Origin of the sequence: Nocardioides humi (assembly GCF_006494775.1) — a bacterium.
GTDB lineage: Bacteria > Actinomycetota > Actinomycetes > Propionibacteriales > Nocardioidaceae > Nocardioides > Nocardioides humi.
In genome coordinates, this window is record NZ_CP041146.1 from 597,560 (window position 1) to 613,399 (window position 15,840).

The following is a 15,840-nucleotide window of genomic DNA, read 5'->3' on the forward strand; positions in this document are numbered from 1 at the left end:
GTCCCGGGTCACACGGAACCGACATCTGTCACAGGTTTCTCGGGAGCCGATGAGACACTTGTCCGATGAGCTCGCTCGACGACCTCGTGGAGGACATGGCCCGGCTGACCGACGCGCCGTGCACGCTCGAGGACCCCGACTTCCGGCTGATCGGGTTCTCCGACCACCGCGGCGACGACGTCGTCGACTCGATCCGGCAGCGCTCGATCCTGCAGCGCCGGTCCAGCGACGAGGTCCGCGCCTGGTTCCGGGGGCAGGGCATCGAGGACTCCCCCGGCCCCTTGCGTACGCCGGCCGACGCGGAGCTGGGCATCGTCGCCCGGCTCTGTGTCCCCGCCCGCCACCTGGACCGGGTGCACGGCTACTTCTGGCTCCTCGACCCCGACGGCCGGATCCCGGAGTCGACCTGGGCGGAGGCGGCCCGGATCGCCGAGTCGGCCGCCCGCCTGCTCAGCGTGGCCGAGCGCCGCCAGGCCCATCGCGACGAGCTGTTCCGCGAGCTGGTCGAGGGCGGGCGGCTGGCCGCCCGCGAGTCGGCCGTCGACCTCGCCCAGGCCGCCGGGCTCGACCTGCAGGAGCCGGTCACCTGCGTGCTGCTGGAGCGCCCCGAGCTGCTCGACCAGGTCGCCAGCCGGCCCTCGCGGCCGGGCGTCGTGTGGGTCCGCTCCGGCCCCGGCGTGGCCTGCGCCGTCGCCCGCGCCTCCCTCGTCGAGTCCGCCGCCACCCTGACCGACCTGCTCGGCGTCCTCGGCCTGGGCCGCCGCGTCGACAGCCTGGACCGGGTCACTCGCGCCGCCACCGGACCCGCGGTCCCCGGGATCGACGCCGTCGCCGCGGCCCACCGCGGCGCCCGGGTCGGCCTCCGCGTCGCCCGCACCGCCGCGCCCGGCGCCGTCGTCCGCTGGGAGTCCCTCGGCCCGCTCGCCCTGCTCGGCGTCGGCCGCGACGACGACCTCGCGGCGGCCGTGATCGACCCGCAGGCGCGGGCCTTCCTCGCCACCGCAGGCCCCGACGTGCTCGCCACGGTGCGGGCCTGGCTCGACGAGGCCGGCAGCGCCTCCCGTACGGCGGCCCGGCTCGCCGTGCACCGGCAGACCGTCTACCACCGGCTCGGGCAGGTCGAGCAGGCCACCGGCTACGACCTCGCCCGCGGCGCCGACCGGCTCCGGCTGCACCTCGCGCTGGCGCTGGCGCCCTACCTGGCCGAGTAGCGAGTCAGACCACCAGGTCGAGCCGGTGCTCGGCGCCGCCGAGCGTGAAGCCGTCGCCCTCCCGCAGCCCGGCGATCGCGGCGTACGCCGGCGCGTCGGCGGCGATCCCCTCGAAGGCGACCCCGTCGACCTCGAACGCATCCGCGGCCACGCCGACGACGTAGTGGTCGCCGCCGAAGGCGACGATCGCGCCGTCCGCGACGACGTCGGAGGGCGCCATGTCGAGCGCGTCGATCTGCGCGAGCAGTCGCTCGCGGTGGGCGACGACACCGCCGTACAGGCCGGCCAGGTCGCCTCCCTCGTCGGACTGCGAGAGGGCGTCGACGTCGTGCACGTCGGCCTGGTCGAGCTCGGCCGCGTCCTGCTCGTCGGCGACCGCGGCCCGGGCGGTGGCGAGGGCCTCCTCGGCCCGGCGCCGCAGCTCGGCATGGACCCGTTCCTTGCGCGCCGCATCCCACGTCGTACCACCCATGTCGTCCTCCCGGTGTCCTCGGCGGCCCGGTCGCGCCGGCGGCGACCGCGGGAAACCCATGGAACCACGGGCCCGCGGCGGCGTACCGTCGTCTCGACACCGACCCGCGTCGGTGCCCGGGGTGCGCCTGCACGCAGTCGCCGCCTGCATTTCACGCAGTCGTGACCTCGGCGCAACGCTGCGGGACCCGGCGTCCGCCACAAACGACATGACCCAGGAGCCTGCCCGCACGGACACGAGAGGAGGCGGGGCCGCATGACCACCGTGACGCTGCTCAACGCCTCCTACGAGCCGCTCGGGACGGTGACCTTCCAGCACGCCGTGCGGATGCTGTTCCGCGAGGTCGCCACCGTCGAGGAGGCCCACGAGGACCGGATGATCGGGCCGCACCCGTGGCCGCGGGTGATCCGGCTGGTGCGGTACGTCGCCGCGAAGTGGATGTACCGGCCGGCGGCGTACTCCCGCACCAACGTGCTCAAGCGGGACCGCCACCGCTGCGCCTACTGCGGCCGGCACGCGTCGACCATCGACCACCTGATCCCGCAGAGCCGCGGCGGCACGTGGACCTGGCTCAACACGGTGGCCGCGTGCAGCCCGTGCAACGGCCGCAAGGCCAACCGCACGCCGCGCGAGGCCGGGATGCGGCTGCTCGTGGAGCCGTTCGTGCCGACCCGGGCCCAGCTGGCCCGGGGTTGACCGCTCGGCCCCGACGCTCAGTCGAGCTGCTCGGACTCCACGTCGAACCACTCCTGGTAGGCGCGGACCCGCTCGCGCAGCAGGCCCTCGTCGAGCCCGGTCTCGGCGAACCGGTAGCGCTGGAGGCTGCCTTCCTGGTCGCCCGGATGGGCGGCCAGGAAGGCGCACATCCGGGTCTCGGTCTCGGCCGTGAGCTCCCAGCCGAGGGCGTCGTAGATGCGGGCGACGGCGCCGACGAGGTCGTGCCGGATGTCCTGGTAGCGGATGTCGACGACCTGCCCCTCGGCGAAGAGCCCCTGCCGGCGGGCCTCGAGCGCGCGGTCGAGGCCGACGCAGATGTCCTCGCCGTACTGTCTCGCCAGCCGGGTCACCTCGAAGTGGTCGGTCGTCATCTCCCGCAGGCTGGCGCCGAGGGCGCTGATCGAGGCGATCACCTTCAGCGGGTCGCGGTGGTTCTGGATGACGATCGCGTCGGGATACTCCGCCAGCAGCTCCGGCAGCGACCACAGGTGCGCCGGCGACTTGAGCAGCCAGCGCTCGCCGTGGCGCCCGGACTGCAGGTGCTGCAGGAACCTCCGGTGATAGCGGTACGCCGGCGCCATGCTCGTCTCGTGCAGCAGCCAGTGGTTGTACGCCGGCACCTCGAACTGCAGCGAGAGCTGCATCGAGCGCAGGTCGCCGGCCGTGATCCGCACGTCCTCCTGGGCCAGCTCGGCGCCGAGCTCGTGGAACGCGGCGAAGCCCGGGATGAACGAGTCCACCAGGTCGAACTGCGCCTGGCACTCGGCGATCCGCGGATCGGTCCGGTACGTCGCGGTGCGCGGCGGCGGGACCGGTCGCTCGACCTCCCACGACAGCGGGGCGCGGTGGGCGGGGTCCTGCGCCATCAGGTCGAGCAGGATCGTCGTGCCCGTGCGCGGCTGGCCGACGATGACGATCGGCCGGCGGATCTCCTGCTCGGCGACCTCCGGGTGCTCCGTGCGCCACCGCTCGATCCGCAGCCGGTTGGCGAGGTCGGCGACGACGCCGTCCTCGGCGACGCCGACGCCGATCTCGTTCAGCCGTGCCGACTCGGCGAGCGAGGCCAGGTAGACGTCGAGGCCCTCCTGCCAGGTGTCCGCGCCGAAGTCGTCGGCGCCGGCGGCCGCGATCGCGGCGTCGACCAGCCGGTCCCGGCGCTGGACGGTGGTCTCGGTCATCTCGTCCTCCTGGGTGCGGCGCCCGGTCGGCCGCCGGGGGCGCCGGCGGGCAGCTCGACGGCGGCGAGGTGCTCCTGGATCAGCGCGGGCAGGTCGCCCTCGGCACCGTCGGCGAGCCAGGCGTCGCAGGCGAGCCGGGCCGCGGCCATGGTGAGCGCCCCGAGCATGCGTGGGCGGGGATCGCCGGGTCGCAGGCCGGCGAACCGGGGCGCGACCGCGTCGGCGACGGCTATCTCCCAGTCGACGTACAGGTGGAGGGTCCAGGCGAGCATCGCCGCCGACTCTCGGCTGAGCGCGGCCTGCTCGGCGAACATCTCCCGCCGGTCGGCGAAGTCCTCCCCCAGCGCGGCGTAGGCCACTCGCACGGCGTCGAGCGGCCCGAGCGCGGGATCGACGCCGGCCAGCACCTCGGCGAGGACGTAGGCGCCGGCGCCGGAGAGCCCGGTCGCGATCGCGAGCTCCTTGCTGTCGAAGTACCGGAAGAAGGTCGCCCGCCCCACCCCGGCCGCGGCGGCGATGTCGTCGGCCGTGGTCGCCGCGATCCCCTGCTCGCTCGCCAGCCGCGCGGCGGCGTCCGCGATCCGCTCCCGGACCTCGGCGCGCCTGCGGGCGCGGACGCCGGTCTGCTGGACAGCCATGGCCCCAAAGATGATACTAAGTCTCACATTTGTCCAGGGTCGGCGGGAGATCCGATGCGCGCACTGCAGGTGAACCGGCACGGCGAGCCGCGGGACGTGCTCTCCGTCAACGACGTCGCGCCGCCGGAGCCGGGCGACGGCGAGGTGCTGGTCCGGGTCGCGGCCGGCGCCCTCAACTTCAACGACATCCTGCGCTGCCGCGGCGGGCTGGTCTCGGTGCCGCAGGAGCCGCCGTTCACCCTCGGCATGGACGTGTGCGGCACGGTCGAGGCGGCCGGCGCGGGCGCCGAGGACCGGATCGGCCAGCGGGTCGTCGCGGTGTCGAAGGACGCCTACGGCGGGCTCGCGGAGTGGACTACCGCCCCGGCCGCCGGCGTCTTCGCCGCGCCGCCCGAGCTCGACGACATCGCCGCGGCCGCCTTCCTGCTGCCCTTCCACACCACCTACCTCGCCCTGCACACGCGGGCACGCCTGCAGGCCGGCGAGACCCTGCTCGTGCACGCCGGCGCGAGCGGTCTGGGCACCGCCGCGATCCAGCTCGGCGTGGCCGCCGGAGCGCGGGTGATCGCGACCGTCGGCTCGCCGGAGAAGGCCGAGGTCTGCCGTTCCCTGGGCGCCGACCTCGTCGTCGACCACACCCGGGAGGACTTCGCCGAGGCGGTCCTCGCGGCCACCGACGACCGCGGCGCCGAGGTCGTCTGCGATCTCGCCGGCGGCGACTTCGTCCAGCGCTCCTGGCAGTGCGTCGCCCGCGAGGGCCGCTACGTCCCCGTCGGCTTCAGCGACGACGACCAGAACGGCATGACCGGCCGTCCTCTCCGGCTCGCCTCGATCGGCAACTTCTCGATCGTGGGCGTGCTTGCCGCCTTCGTCGACGAGGTCGACCCCGGCCTGCGCCGCTTCGGCTTCAACCCGTTCACCCGCGCCGAGGGCGACCGCGTCCACGAGGCTCTCCGCGCCCTCGTCACCGACGGCCGGATCACCCCGTACGTCGGCCGGGTCGTCGACCTCGACGGCGCCGCTGCCGCCCTGGTCGACCACCAGGAGCGGCGCGCGATCGGCCGCACCGTCGTCCGCGTGGCCGCCGTCCCGGCCGCGCCCGACGCGGACTCCTCACCGGCACCGGCGCCGCGGTCGTAGCCGCGTCCCTCGGACGGACCGTTCCCCGGGAGGGCTCAGGACCCCTGGGCCCGGGCGACGGCGACCAGGTCGGCGGCGACGCCGGTCAGCCGCCGGGGCCCGGTCCACACGGCCCTGAGCTCACGGCCGAGGTCGAGGTCGAGCGGCACCTCGAGCAGGGTGCCGGCGGCCAGGGCGTCCGCGACCGACAGCCGGCTCAGCACGGCGGGTCCGGCGCCGGCCTGCACCGCCACGCGTACGGCGGCGTTGCTGCCGAGCTCCTGCAGCGTCGGGGCGGCGTGGCCGGTCCGAGCCACCAGCTCGTCGTCGAGGCGGACCCGGGTGCCCGAGCCCGGCTCGCGGGTGAGCAGCGGCGTCCGGGCCAGCTCGTCGGGCGTCACCCGCGTGCGCCGACGGGTCCACGGGTGGTCGGGGCCGACGACGAGGACCAGCTCGTCGGCGGCGACCACGGAGGTCCGCACCCCGCGCGGGGCGCGCGGCCCCTCGACGAAGCCGAGGTCGCACCTGCCGCCGAGGACGTCGGCCACCACCTCGGCGGTGTTGCGCACCTCGACCCGCACCGACAGCCCCGCGTGGGCGACGCGGAGCCCGGCGAGCCAGGCGGGCAGGAGGTGCTCGGCCACGGTCTGGCTCGCCGCCACGGCCAGCTCGCCACCGCCGGGTGTGGCGAGGGCCGCGGCACCGTCGAGGAGGGTGCGGCTGGCGGCGAGCACGTCGCGCGCCCAGTCGACGACGAGGAGACCGGCCGGCGTCAGGCGGGCGCCGGTGGTGGCACGCACGAGCAGCCCGACGCCGAGGGCCCGCTCCAGGCGCGCCAGCGACCGGCTCGCGTTGGGCTGCGCCATCCCGACCGACCGGGCGCCGGCACTGACGCTGCCGTGGTCGGCCACCGCCACCAGCAGCTCGAGCGCTGCCGTCTCCGGCCACTCCTCCATATCCACAGGATATGCCTTCATGCCGGATCGACGGCTACTGCCGTCGCGCCCCGCGACCGAGGCTGGAGGGCGTGACCGTCGCCCACCGCCGTACCGGGGTCGCCTTCTGCCTGGCTCCCGCGCTCCTCGCGCTCGCCGTCGGACGGGCCCTGCCGGCCGCCAGCCCGCTGCTCGTCGCGATCGCGCTCGGGATGGTCGTCGCGGCGCTCGCTCCCCCGGGCCCGCGCCTGGCGCCCGGCATCGCGTTCACCGCCCGCACCCTGCTCCGCGCGGGTGTCGTGCTCCTCGGCCTGCAGCTGTCGCTGCGGCAGGTCGGCGGCCTGGGCGCCGGGGTGCTGGCGCTGGTCGTGGTCGTCGTCGTGTCCGGCATCGCGGTCAGCCTCCTCGTCGGGCGGCTGCTCGGCCTGCCCTGGCACCAGCGGCTGCTGATCGGCTGCGGTTCCTCGATCTGCGGTGCCGCCGCCGTGGCCGCGGTCGACGGCGTGGTCGAGGCGGAGGAGCAGGACACCGCCTCGGCGGTCGCCCTGGTCGTGGTCTTCGGTACGGCGATGATCGGCCTGGTCCCGCTCGCCGCCGCGGTGCTCGGCCTCGCCCCGGCCACGGCCGGCGTGTGGACCGGCGCCTCCGTGCACGAGGTCGCCCAGGTGGTCGCCGCCGGTGGCATCGTCGGGAGCAGCGCGCTCTCGGTCGCCGTCGTGGTCAAGCTCGGCCGGGTGCTCACCCTGGCCCCCGTGCTCGCCTGGATCTCCTGGCGCCGCCGGGCCGCTGGGGCCACCGGCCACCCGCTGGTGCCGGGCTTCGTGCTCGGGTTCGTGGCGCTGGTGCTGGTCCGCACCTGGACCCCACCGCCCGCCCGGCTCCTCGACGGCGCCGCGGCGGTCGAGACCCTGCTCCTCGCCGCCGCCATGTTCGCCCTCGGCTGCGGCGTGCGCCTCGACCGGCTGCGTGCGGCCGGCCGCGCACCCTTCGTGCTCGCCGCGGCCGCCACCGCCTGGGTCGGTGCCGTCGGGCTCGTCGGCGCGGTCCTCGTCACCTGAGTCCGCATGAGTGGTGGGCGATGCCGAGGGCAGCAGACCCTGACCGGAAGCCGCCGCTACGCGAGGACCAGCACCAGCGAGCCCACGCCGACCACTCCGGCCAGCACCGCGACCAGCGCGGGCAGGCGCCCGTCGAGATCCCCGCGCAGCCCATTCACCGCACGCACCCGCGGGTGGCGGCGGGCCGCGAGGACGAGCGCGGCGACGCCCGCGGCGAGCGCCACGCCCAGGACGAGCAGGGCCGTGACGAGGTCGACGCCGACGAGGACCCGGGCGACGAGGAGGGCGAGGCCGAGCAGGGCGAGGACACTGCGCGACCAGGCCAGCCGGGTCCGCTCGGCCTGGGTGCCGGGGACACGGCTCATCGCACGGCCAACGTCAGTACGACGAGCGCGAGTCCGCCCGACGCCACGAGAGCCGCCAGCACCAGCGCGGCGGGCAGTCCCGGCAGCGGACGCGACTCGCGCAGGGCGCGCTCGTTGGCGGTCCACCGCAGCCAGGCGAGCACGCAGCCCGCGACGCCGGCGAGCACCAGCGCTGCGGCCAGCCAGCGGCGCGGGGTCTCGGGCAGGGCGCTGGCCAGCGAGTCCAGGGCCACGCCCGCCGCCATCAGGGCCAGGGCGGTGCGGATCCAGGCCAGGAAGGTGCGCTCGTTGGCGAAGGTGAAGCGGGGGTCGGGCTCGTCGCCGACGTCGTAGACACTGCGCGGCCGCCGGGCGGTCACGGCTCCTCCCCCTCGGCACCGAAGGGCGCCATCTCGACGGCGAGGTCGACGAAGGCCCGGGCGGCGGGCGACAGCGGTCCCTCGCGGCGGACGATGCCGATGTCGTGGGCGACGGTCGGCGTGGTCCCGACGACGCGGGCACCGAGCCCGGCCGCCTCCTGGGCCATGTGCCGCGGCAGCAGCGAGGCCCCCACGCCGGCCGCGACCAGCTTGGGGATCGTCGCGCGGTAGATGGTCTCGACCGCGATCCGCGGCTCGGCGACGTTGGCGATCGCGAGCGCGTCGTCGAGCCGCTTGCGGGAGGCGGTGCCGGGCGGCGTCACGACGAGCGGCAACTCGCCGAGCAAGGACAGCTCGACCGGACCGGGTCCGGGGTCGGGACTGTCGGGCGGCAGCACGAGGTAGAACACCTGCTGCCCGAGCGCGATCGCCTGCAGCCCGGCGGTCGCGGACGGCAGCCGTACCACGCCGATCTCGCACTGCCCACCGCCGACGATCGCCGCCGCGCCGCCGGGGACGTCGCAGTCGGTGATCCGGACCCGGATCCCGGGATAGAGCTGGCTGAACCGGCCGAGCAGGGCGGTCAGCGGGTGCGCCGCGACGGTGGGGGTCGAGGCGATGTCGAGCGTGCCGTCGTACCCGCCCCGAACCTTCGCCACCGCCGCCCGGGCGACCGCGTGGTCGCGCAGCACCTGGCGGGCCGGGGCGAGCAGAGCCTCGCCGGCGGCGGTCAGCTTGACCTTGCGCCCGAGGCGGTGGAACAGGGTGACGCCGAGGTCCTTCTCCAGCGCGGCGATCGCCTGGGACAGCGACGGCTGGGTGACGTGGACGGCCTCCGACGCCCGCCCGAAGCCGCCGTGGTCGACCACGGCCACGAAGTACTCCAGCTGACGACGCTCCATGCTTCCAGGATAGCTCGTTGAGATAGGCAATGGCTATCAGGATCCGCAGGTCTCAGCCGCGAGACGTCGGCCCGACCCCCGACAATCATCCGTCTCAGCGGAGACCTCCCCGAGACACATAGGCATTCCCTATCATTCGGGTACGAAGTTTCCATTGGACCCCTCGCTCCCGGCGCAGCACGCTGGTGTGACCTCGGATACACCGACCCGCTTCCCACGCCCACCCTTGGAGGACCCATGAAGACCCTGCGCACAGGGCTCGTCGCCGCCACCGCATCGCTCGCCGTCGTCCTCGCCGGCTGCGGCGGCAGCGACGAGCGCACGACCGAGGACGGGCTCCAGGTCGTCACGGTCGCCTACACCCCGATCTACTCGGTCGGCGCGCTCCAGCTGGGCATCGACCAGGGCTTCTTCGAGGACGAGGGGCTGCGGATCGAGCTCCAGCAGGTCGCCAACCCGCCGAGCGGCATCGCGGCCGTGGCCGGCGACGAGGTGGACTTCAACTACACGCCCTCCATCCCGTTCGTGAACGCCATCGCCAACGGCGTCCAGCTCGAGATCGTGGGCGCCGCCGACGGCTACGACGAGGGCACCAAGGCCTCCGTCGAGGCCGACCCGTCGCTCGCCCTCCAGCACGACGACAGCGGGGTCGTCGCCGCGAAGGGCTCCGGCATCGAGCGGGCCGCCGACCTCGAGGGCAAGACGGTCTCCGTCCCGGCCCGCGGCGCGCAGCTCGAGGTCACCATCGCCGCGGCGGTGAAGGCCGACGGCGGGGACCCGGCCAAGATCGACTGGATCACGCTCGACTTCCCGAGCGCGGTGAGCTCCCTGCAGGCCGGGCGGATCGACGCGGCCGGCCTGGTCGTGCCGTTCATCGCGCAGGGCGAGCAGGCGGGCGGCACGCTGGTCCTCTCCCCCGGCCTGGAGTTCTTCGACGACGGCGCCGTCGGCCTGTGGGTGACCTCGGCGTCGCTCGCCACGGCCGAGCCCGCGGTGGTGAAGTCCTTCCAGGCCGCGGTCGAGAGGACCAACGAGTACGCCGCCGCGCACATCGAGGAGGCCCAGCAGGCGGCGGCGACCGTGCTCAAGACCGACCTCGCCGTCGTCCAGACCGGCTCGGTCCCGTCGTTCCCGGCGACGGTCGACCCCGCGGACGTCCAGTCGGTGATCGAGCGGATGAAGGAGCTCGGCTACCTGAAGAAGGACATCGACGCCGCCTCCCTCGTCTTCGGCGGCTGACGGAGGCGCCGGCCATGACCACCCTGCGACCCGGCACCGTCCGGCGGTACGCCGTCGGCGCGGCCAGCATCGCGGTGACCGCCCTGCTGTGGCAGTGGGCGGTCACCGGCCCCTCGACGACAAGCCCCTGGCGAGCGTGCCGGCGATCCTCGGCCGGCTCCGCGAGTTCGCCGCCGACCCGGAGTTCTGGGTCTCCCTCGGCGAGACCTTCCGGGTCGCGGCGATCGGCCTGGCCATCTCCGTGGTGCTGGGCGTGGGCGCGGGCCTGCTCGTCGGCCAGTCCGACCTGGCCTACCGCAGCACCCGCGTGCTCGTGGAGTTCCTCAAGCCGATCCCGCCGATCGTGATCCTCCCGCTGCTGGTGCTCGTGCTCGGGCCGACCGGCGACATGGGCATCTTCCTGGTGGCCTTCGGCGGCATGTTCCCGCTGATCACCCAGACCGCCCACGGCGTCCACGACGTCGACCCGGTCGCCGCCGAGACCGCCCGCTCGTTCCGGCTCACCCGGTGGCAGCGGGTCCGCACCCTGGTCGCCCCGACGGCGCTGCCGTTCGTCGCGACCGGCGTACGGATCAGCGCCAGCGCCGCCCTGGTCATCGCGCTGGTGTCCGAGATCATCGGCGGCGCGCCCGGGCTCGGCAAGGACCTGGTGCTGGCCCAGACCACCGGCGACTACGCCGCGATCTACGCGCTGGTGGTGACCTTCGGCGTGCTCGGCGTGCTGATCAACGGCCTGCTCGCCGCCCTCGAGCGGCGTGCGCTCTTCTGGCACGCCTCGGTGCGGTCGGAGGTGACGGCATGACGCGCCGGCTGTGGCTGGTGGCCCTCGAGCTGTGGCTGCCCGTCGTCGTGCTCGCCGGCTGGTGGGCGTGGTCCGCGGGCGCCGCGGAGCCCTTCTTCCCGCCGCTGCGCGACATCCTCGACCGGCTCCGCGAGATGTGGGTCTTCGACCAGTTCCTGAGCGACGTGGTCCCGAGCCTGCGCAATATGGCGATCGGCTTCGGCATCGCCAGCGTCGTCGGCGTCGCCGTGGGCCTGGTGCTGGCCCGGGTGCGCCTGCTGCGCGAGGCGCTCGAGCCGCTGATGCACTTCGTCCGCGCCACGCCCGGCGTCGCGCTGGTGCCGATCTTCATCCTGCTGCTCGGCTTCGGCCCGACCATGAAGATCTCGATCATCGCCACCGCGGCGGTGTTCCCGACGGTCATCGCGACCATGGACGGCGTCCGCAGTGCCGACCCGGTGCTGCTCGACATCTCCCGCGCCTACCAGCTCACCCGGCGGCAGCGGGTCACCCAGGTGCTCCTCCCCTCGGCCGGGCCGCAGATCTTCGCGGGCCTGCAGGTCAGCCTCCAGGTCGCGTTCGTGGTGATGATCGCCAGCGAGATGCTCGGCTCCACCGAGGGCATCGGCGCCCTCACCCTGCTCGCCCAGCAGAGCTTCGCGGTGACCGACATGTGGTCCGGCATCGTCCTGCTCGGCCTGCTGGGCTATCTCGTCAACCTCCTCTTCCTCCTCGTCCGCAGCCGTGTCCTGCACTGGTACGACGGCGCCCGAAAGGCGGCCAAAGAATGATCACGACCACCCTCCCGACAGGAGCTCCGACGATGAGCGAGCAGCAGCGCCAGGTCCGGCTCTCCATCGAGGGCCTCCACAAGGGGTACGGCGCCGGGCCGGCCCGCAAGGAGGTCATCGCCGACCTCACCTTCGACGTCCTCGCCGGCGAGTTCGTCTGCATCGTCGGCCCGTCCGGGGCCGGCAAGACCACGCTGCTCAAGTGCCTGACGGGCCTGCACCCGGCCAGCGCGGGCGCCGTCCGCCTCGACGGCGAGGTCGTCGACGGCCCGCCGCGGCAGATGGCCCTGGTGCTGCAGGAGTACACCCGCTCCCTCATGCCGTGGCTGACCGTCGAGAAGAACGTCCGGCTGCCGCTGGCCAACCTCAGGCTGGGCAGGGCCGAGCGCGAGCAGCGGATCACCGACGCCCTGCGCGAGGTGGGCCTGTCCGACGTACGCACCAGCTATCCGTGGCAGCTCTCCGGCGGCATGCAGCAGCGCGTCGCGATCGCCCGCGCCCTGGCCTACCGGCCGGAGGTGCTCGTGATGGACGAGCCGTTCGCCTCCGTGGACGCGCAGACCCGCGCCGACCTGGAGGACCTGATGCTCACGGTGCGCGAGGACTTCGGCATCACCATCGTGCTGGTCACCCACGACATCGACGAGGCGGTCTACCTCTCCGACCGGGTCGTCGTGGTGACCAAGGGCCCCTGCACCGTGGACGAGATCATCCCGGTCGAGCTGCCCTTCCCGCGCGACCAGATCGCGACCAAGTCGGACCCGCGCTTCGTCGAGCTCCGGGCCCGGGTCTTCTCGCGGATCAAGGCGTCCGCGTGAGCGGTGTCCGCGGCGTCGTCGTCCTGGTCGCCGACCAGCTCCGGGCCGACCACCTCGGCTTCGGCGGCGGCCGGGTGCCGACGCCGCACCTCGACGCGCTGGCCGCGAGCGGCACCGTCTTCGAGCAGGCGTACGTCGCCAACCCGACCTGCATGCCCAACCGGGCCACCATCGCGACCGGCCGGTGGCCCTCCACCCACGGCACCCGCACCAACGGCGTGACCCTCGACTGGGACGCGCAGACCTTCATGCGCGCGATGCAGCGCTCCGGCTGGAGCACCGCCGCGGTCGGCAAGCTGCACTTCCAGACGATGGGCTGGCCCTACGAGGACGACCAGCTCGCCGACATGGCCCGGCACGCGCCCGAGCTGGTCGACGCCGCGCTGGCCGACGCGGTCGAGCGCGGCCGGCCGGCGCAGTGGGACACCTGGGAGAGCCTCGACCGGCACCGGCCGGCCCACCTGGACCTGCCGCCCGACTACTACGGATTCGACACCGTCGACCTGGTGATCGGGCACGGCGACGCCCCCGGCGGCCACTACGCCCACTGGGCGCGGGCCCGCGGCCTCGACCCGGACACGGTGCGGACCCTGGGCGACGCGCTCGTCGGCTACCCCGGCTGGGAGCAGGTCTACCAATCGGAGGTCCCGGTCGAGCTGCACCCGACGTCGTACGTCACCGAGCGGGCGCTGGACCGGCTCGAACAGCTGGCCGGGGCGGACGCGCCGTTCTGCCTGTTCGTCTCCTATCCCGACCCGCACCACCCGTTCGCGCCGCCGGGCGACTACTGGCACCGGGTGGACCCGGCCGCGGTCGAGCTGCCCGCGACCTTCTTCGACCGGCACGACCGCTCCCCCGAGCACGTCCGCCGGATCGTCGCCGACCGCGGCCGCCCGGCGGCCGACCCGACGATGACCTGGTCGCCCACCGAGGAGCAGTACCGCCACGCGCTGGCCGCCGAGCTCGGCCTGGTCGCCCTGCTCGACGACAGCATCGGCCGGATCCTCGGCCGCCTCGACGCGCTCGGCGTCGCCGACGACACGGCGGTCGTCTTCACCGCCGACCACGGCGACCTGTTCGGCGACCACGGGCTGATGCTCAAGCACTTCGTGCACTACCAGGGCGTCACCCGGGTCCCGCTCGTCGTCCGCGCCCCCGGCGGCGGGGCCGGTCGCTCGACCGCGCTCGTCAGCAGCGCCGACATCGCGCCGACCCTGCTCGACCTGGGCGGCGTGCCGGCGTACCGCGGCATCCAGGGCACCAGCCTCCGCCCGCTGGTCGAGGGCCGGGCGGGCGCCGTCCGGCCGCGGCTGCTGGTCGAGGAGGACCAGCCGTTCGGCCTCCCGGGCCTGCCGGGGCCGGTGCACATCCGCACGCTGCTGACCGAGGACGCCCGGCTCACGGTGTACGGCGGCCACGACGCGCGCGAGCTGTACGCGCTCGACGACGATGCCGGTGAGACGACCAATCTCGCCGACACCGTGGACGGCGCGGCCCTGCAGGCCCGGCTGACCGCCGACCTCGCCGCCGAGCTGATCCGGCTCAGCGACACCGGCGTCCGGCCGGCCGCCTCCGCCTGACCCGTCCCGACCGACCGAGCAGGAGCACCGTGCACGCCGACCTGATCCTCCACTCCGGCACCGTCCTCGCCGTCGACGCCGGCTTCACCACGCACTCCGCGGTCGCGGTCCGCGGCGACCGGATCCTCGCGGTCGGCGACGACCGCGCGATCCGCGACCTGGCCGGGCCCGCCACCCGCGTGGTCGACCTGGCCGGCGGCACCGTGCTGCCCGGCCTCAACGACTCCCACCTGCACCTGCAGTGGTGGGGCCTGGCCCGCACGGCCGTGGACCTGTCCGCCGCGGGGTCGCTGGCCGAGGCCCGCGAGCTGGTACGCCGCCATGCCGCCGCCCAGCCCGACGGCGGCTGGGTGCGCGGGCGCGGCTGGCACGAGCGGGTGCTGTCCGGCGACGACCCGCTCGGCCCGACCGCGGCGATGTTCGACGACGTGTGCGGCGGCCGGCCGATGTTCCTCGAGCACTTCAGCGCCCACGGCGGCCTGCTCAACAGCGTCGGACTGCGGCGCGCCGGGATCACCGCCGCCACCGCGGACCCGTCCGGCGGGGAGGTGGTCCGCGATCCCGCGACCGGTGAGCCGACCGGCGTACTCAAGGAGACCGCACGCCAGCTGCTCGACGGCGTCCTCCCCGAGCCGACCGCCGCCGAGCGGCAGCAGGCCGTGGTCGACGCCCTCGCCGAGCTCAACCGGCGCGGCGTCACCAGCGTCACCGACCCGATCGTCACGCCGGAGATGCTGCGCGACTACGTCGCACTGCGCCGCGGGGACCGACTCACGGCCCGGCTGACCACGCTGCTGCACTGGACCTGGCCGTCGGTGCAGACGCCGTTGGCCGTGCTGGAGGAGGCGATGAGGTACGTCGGCTCGACCACCGGGCTCGGCGACGACCTGCTCCGGATCGGCGGCTGCAAGCTGATCGCCGACGGCGTCGCCGCGCTCGGCACCGCCTGGATGTCGCTGCCCTACCACCACGAGGGCACCTGCGGCGCCCTCGTCACGGAGGGCGCCGACGACGCCGAGCGGGTCGCCGCCCTGCACGCCCTGGTCCGGCTGCTGCACCAGCACCGGTTCCAGGTGCAGGTGCACGCCACCGGCGACCGGGCCTGCGACACGGCGGTCGAGGCGCTGGTCGCCGCGCTGACCGAGGATCCCTGGCCGGACGCCCGACACGTGCTGATCCACGCCAACCTGCCCTCGCCCACCGCGGTCGCCGCGATGGCCGAGCACGGCATCCTCGCCAACGTCAACGCGCTGGTGAAGTGGCAGGCCGCCGGCGGGCTGGTCGGCGTCATCGACGAGGACCAGTGGCACCGGATGATGCCCGCCCGCTCGATGGCCGACGCCGGCGTCGTCGTGTGCGACGCCTCCGACGCCCCGATCACCGACCCGAACTGGCGTCTCGCCCTGCAGATGCTCGTCACCCGCGTCCCCCGCGGCGGCACCGGCCCCTGCGGCCCCGCCGAGCGGCTGACCCGCGAGCAGGCGATCCGCGCCTGGACCGCGGCCCCCGCCTGGCAGGACCACGCCGAGCACGACAAGGGCACCGTCGAGCCCGGCCGGCTCGCCGACCTGTGCGTCGTCGCCGAGGACCTGATGGCGGTGCCCGACGAGGACCTGCACGCCGTCACGCCGGTGCTGACCGTGCTGGGCGGGCAGGTCGTCCACGAGGCGTGAGCCG

Annotated in this window: 17 protein-coding genes; 10 read left to right on the top strand and 7 right to left on the bottom strand. The window is 74.7% G+C overall.

All coding sequences use genetic code 11. The features are described from left to right. Positions 1 to 65 precede the first annotated feature (65 nt). Complete coding sequence (locus FIV44_RS33020) at positions 66 to 1,211, top strand: PucR family transcriptional regulator (protein WP_141003184.1); 1,146 nt, start codon at positions 66 to 68, stop codon at positions 1,209 to 1,211. 4 nt (positions 1,212 to 1,215) lie between these two features. On the opposite strand, the gene FIV44_RS02930 is transcribed toward FIV44_RS33020, so the two are convergent. After that, the gene (locus tag FIV44_RS02930; protein ID WP_141003185.1) at positions 1,216 to 1,683 is read right to left on the bottom strand and encodes a hypothetical protein; all 468 of its coding nucleotides are present in this window, start codon (positions 1,681 to 1,683) and stop codon (positions 1,216 to 1,218) included. A 255-nt stretch (positions 1,684 to 1,938) separates the two neighbouring features. On the opposite strand from FIV44_RS02930, the gene FIV44_RS02935 reads away from it, so the two are divergent. Beyond that, positions 1,939 to 2,379: an HNH endonuclease gene (locus FIV44_RS02935; protein WP_141003186.1), complete on the top strand. Its 441-nt coding sequence runs from the start codon at positions 1,939 to 1,941 to the stop codon at positions 2,377 to 2,379. A 17-nt stretch (positions 2,380 to 2,396) separates the two neighbouring features. Here FIV44_RS02935 and FIV44_RS02940 read toward each other — a convergent pair whose 3' ends face one another. Both FIV44_RS02940 and FIV44_RS02945 read right to left on the bottom strand, forming a co-directional pair. Continuing rightward, on the bottom strand, positions 2,397 to 3,578 hold the full coding sequence (locus FIV44_RS02940) for a sulfotransferase family protein (RefSeq protein WP_141003187.1): 1,182 nt from the start codon (positions 3,576 to 3,578) through the stop codon (positions 2,397 to 2,399). Beyond that, entirely contained in the window at positions 3,575 to 4,216 is a 642-nt protein-coding gene (locus tag FIV44_RS02945) for a TetR family transcriptional regulator (protein ID WP_141003188.1), read from the bottom strand. Before FIV44_RS02945 ends, FIV44_RS02940 begins: the two co-directional genes overlap by 4 nt. 54 nt (positions 4,217 to 4,270) lie before the next feature. On the opposite strand from FIV44_RS02945, the gene FIV44_RS02950 reads away from it, so the two are divergent. Continuing rightward, complete coding sequence (locus FIV44_RS02950) at positions 4,271 to 5,356, top strand: quinone oxidoreductase family protein (RefSeq protein ID WP_141003189.1); 1,086 nt, start codon at positions 4,271 to 4,273, stop codon at positions 5,354 to 5,356. A 35-nt stretch (positions 5,357 to 5,391) separates the two neighbouring features. Here the strand turns inward: FIV44_RS02950 and FIV44_RS02955 are convergent, their stop codons facing one another. Continuing rightward, entirely contained in the window at positions 5,392 to 6,291 is a 900-nt protein-coding gene (locus tag FIV44_RS02955) for a LysR family transcriptional regulator (RefSeq protein WP_141003190.1), read from the bottom strand. 71 nt (positions 6,292 to 6,362) lie between these two features. Between FIV44_RS02955 and FIV44_RS02960 the strand changes: the two genes are divergently transcribed. Then, complete coding sequence (locus tag FIV44_RS02960) at positions 6,363 to 7,328, top strand: YeiH family protein (RefSeq protein WP_219996257.1); 966 nt, start codon at positions 6,363 to 6,365, stop codon at positions 7,326 to 7,328. Between the two features lie 56 nt (positions 7,329 to 7,384). On the opposite strand, the gene FIV44_RS02965 is transcribed toward FIV44_RS02960, so the two are convergent. Genes FIV44_RS02965 through FIV44_RS02975 form a run of 3 tightly spaced genes read right to left on the bottom strand, consistent with a single transcriptional unit; the run spans position 7,385 to position 8,954 of the window. Further along, positions 7,385 to 7,693 (bottom strand): DUF202 domain-containing protein, encoded by a 309-nt coding sequence (locus tag FIV44_RS02965; protein WP_141003192.1) that lies wholly within the window; start codon positions 7,691 to 7,693, stop codon positions 7,385 to 7,387. Continuing rightward, positions 7,690 to 8,052 (bottom strand): YidH family protein, encoded by a 363-nt coding sequence (locus FIV44_RS02970; RefSeq protein ID WP_141003193.1) that lies wholly within the window; start codon positions 8,050 to 8,052, stop codon positions 7,690 to 7,692. The genes FIV44_RS02965 and FIV44_RS02970 overlap by 4 nt, the downstream gene beginning before the upstream one ends. Beyond that, a complete protein-coding gene (locus FIV44_RS02975; protein WP_141003194.1) occupies positions 8,049 to 8,954 on the bottom strand; it encodes a LysR family transcriptional regulator in 906 nt (301 codons plus the stop codon). Before FIV44_RS02975 ends, FIV44_RS02970 begins: the two co-directional genes overlap by 4 nt. Positions 8,955 to 9,191: 237 nt before the next feature. Between FIV44_RS02975 and FIV44_RS02980 the strand changes: the two genes are divergently transcribed. The 6 genes from FIV44_RS02980 (at position 9,192) to FIV44_RS03005 (ending at position 15,836) form a co-directional block, all read left to right on the top strand. After that, positions 9,192 to 10,193, top strand: coding sequence for an ABC transporter substrate-binding protein (locus FIV44_RS02980; RefSeq protein ID WP_141003195.1), 1,002 nt, complete (start codon positions 9,192 to 9,194; stop codon positions 10,191 to 10,193). An 88-nt stretch (positions 10,194 to 10,281) separates the two neighbouring features. After that, a complete protein-coding gene (locus FIV44_RS02985) occupies positions 10,282 to 10,995 on the top strand; it encodes an ABC transporter permease (RefSeq protein ID WP_141003196.1) in 714 nt (237 codons plus the stop codon). Then, entirely contained in the window at positions 10,992 to 11,765 is a 774-nt protein-coding gene (locus tag FIV44_RS02990; protein WP_141003197.1) for an ABC transporter permease, read from the top strand. The genes FIV44_RS02985 and FIV44_RS02990 overlap by 4 nt, the downstream gene beginning before the upstream one ends. A gap of 32 nt (positions 11,766 to 11,797) precedes the next feature. Further along, positions 11,798 to 12,583, top strand: a complete 786-nt coding sequence (locus FIV44_RS02995) for an ABC transporter ATP-binding protein (protein ID WP_181410951.1) — start codon at positions 11,798 to 11,800, stop codon at positions 12,581 to 12,583. Next, the gene (locus tag FIV44_RS03000; RefSeq protein WP_141003199.1) at positions 12,580 to 14,163 is read left to right on the top strand and encodes a sulfatase family protein; all 1,584 of its coding nucleotides are present in this window, start codon (positions 12,580 to 12,582) and stop codon (positions 14,161 to 14,163) included. The genes FIV44_RS02995 and FIV44_RS03000 overlap by 4 nt, the downstream gene beginning before the upstream one ends. A 29-nt stretch (positions 14,164 to 14,192) precedes the next feature. Further along, a complete protein-coding gene (locus FIV44_RS03005) occupies positions 14,193 to 15,836 on the top strand; it encodes an amidohydrolase (protein ID WP_181410952.1) in 1,644 nt (547 codons plus the stop codon). The last annotated feature ends 4 nt before the right edge of the window (positions 15,837 to 15,840 follow it).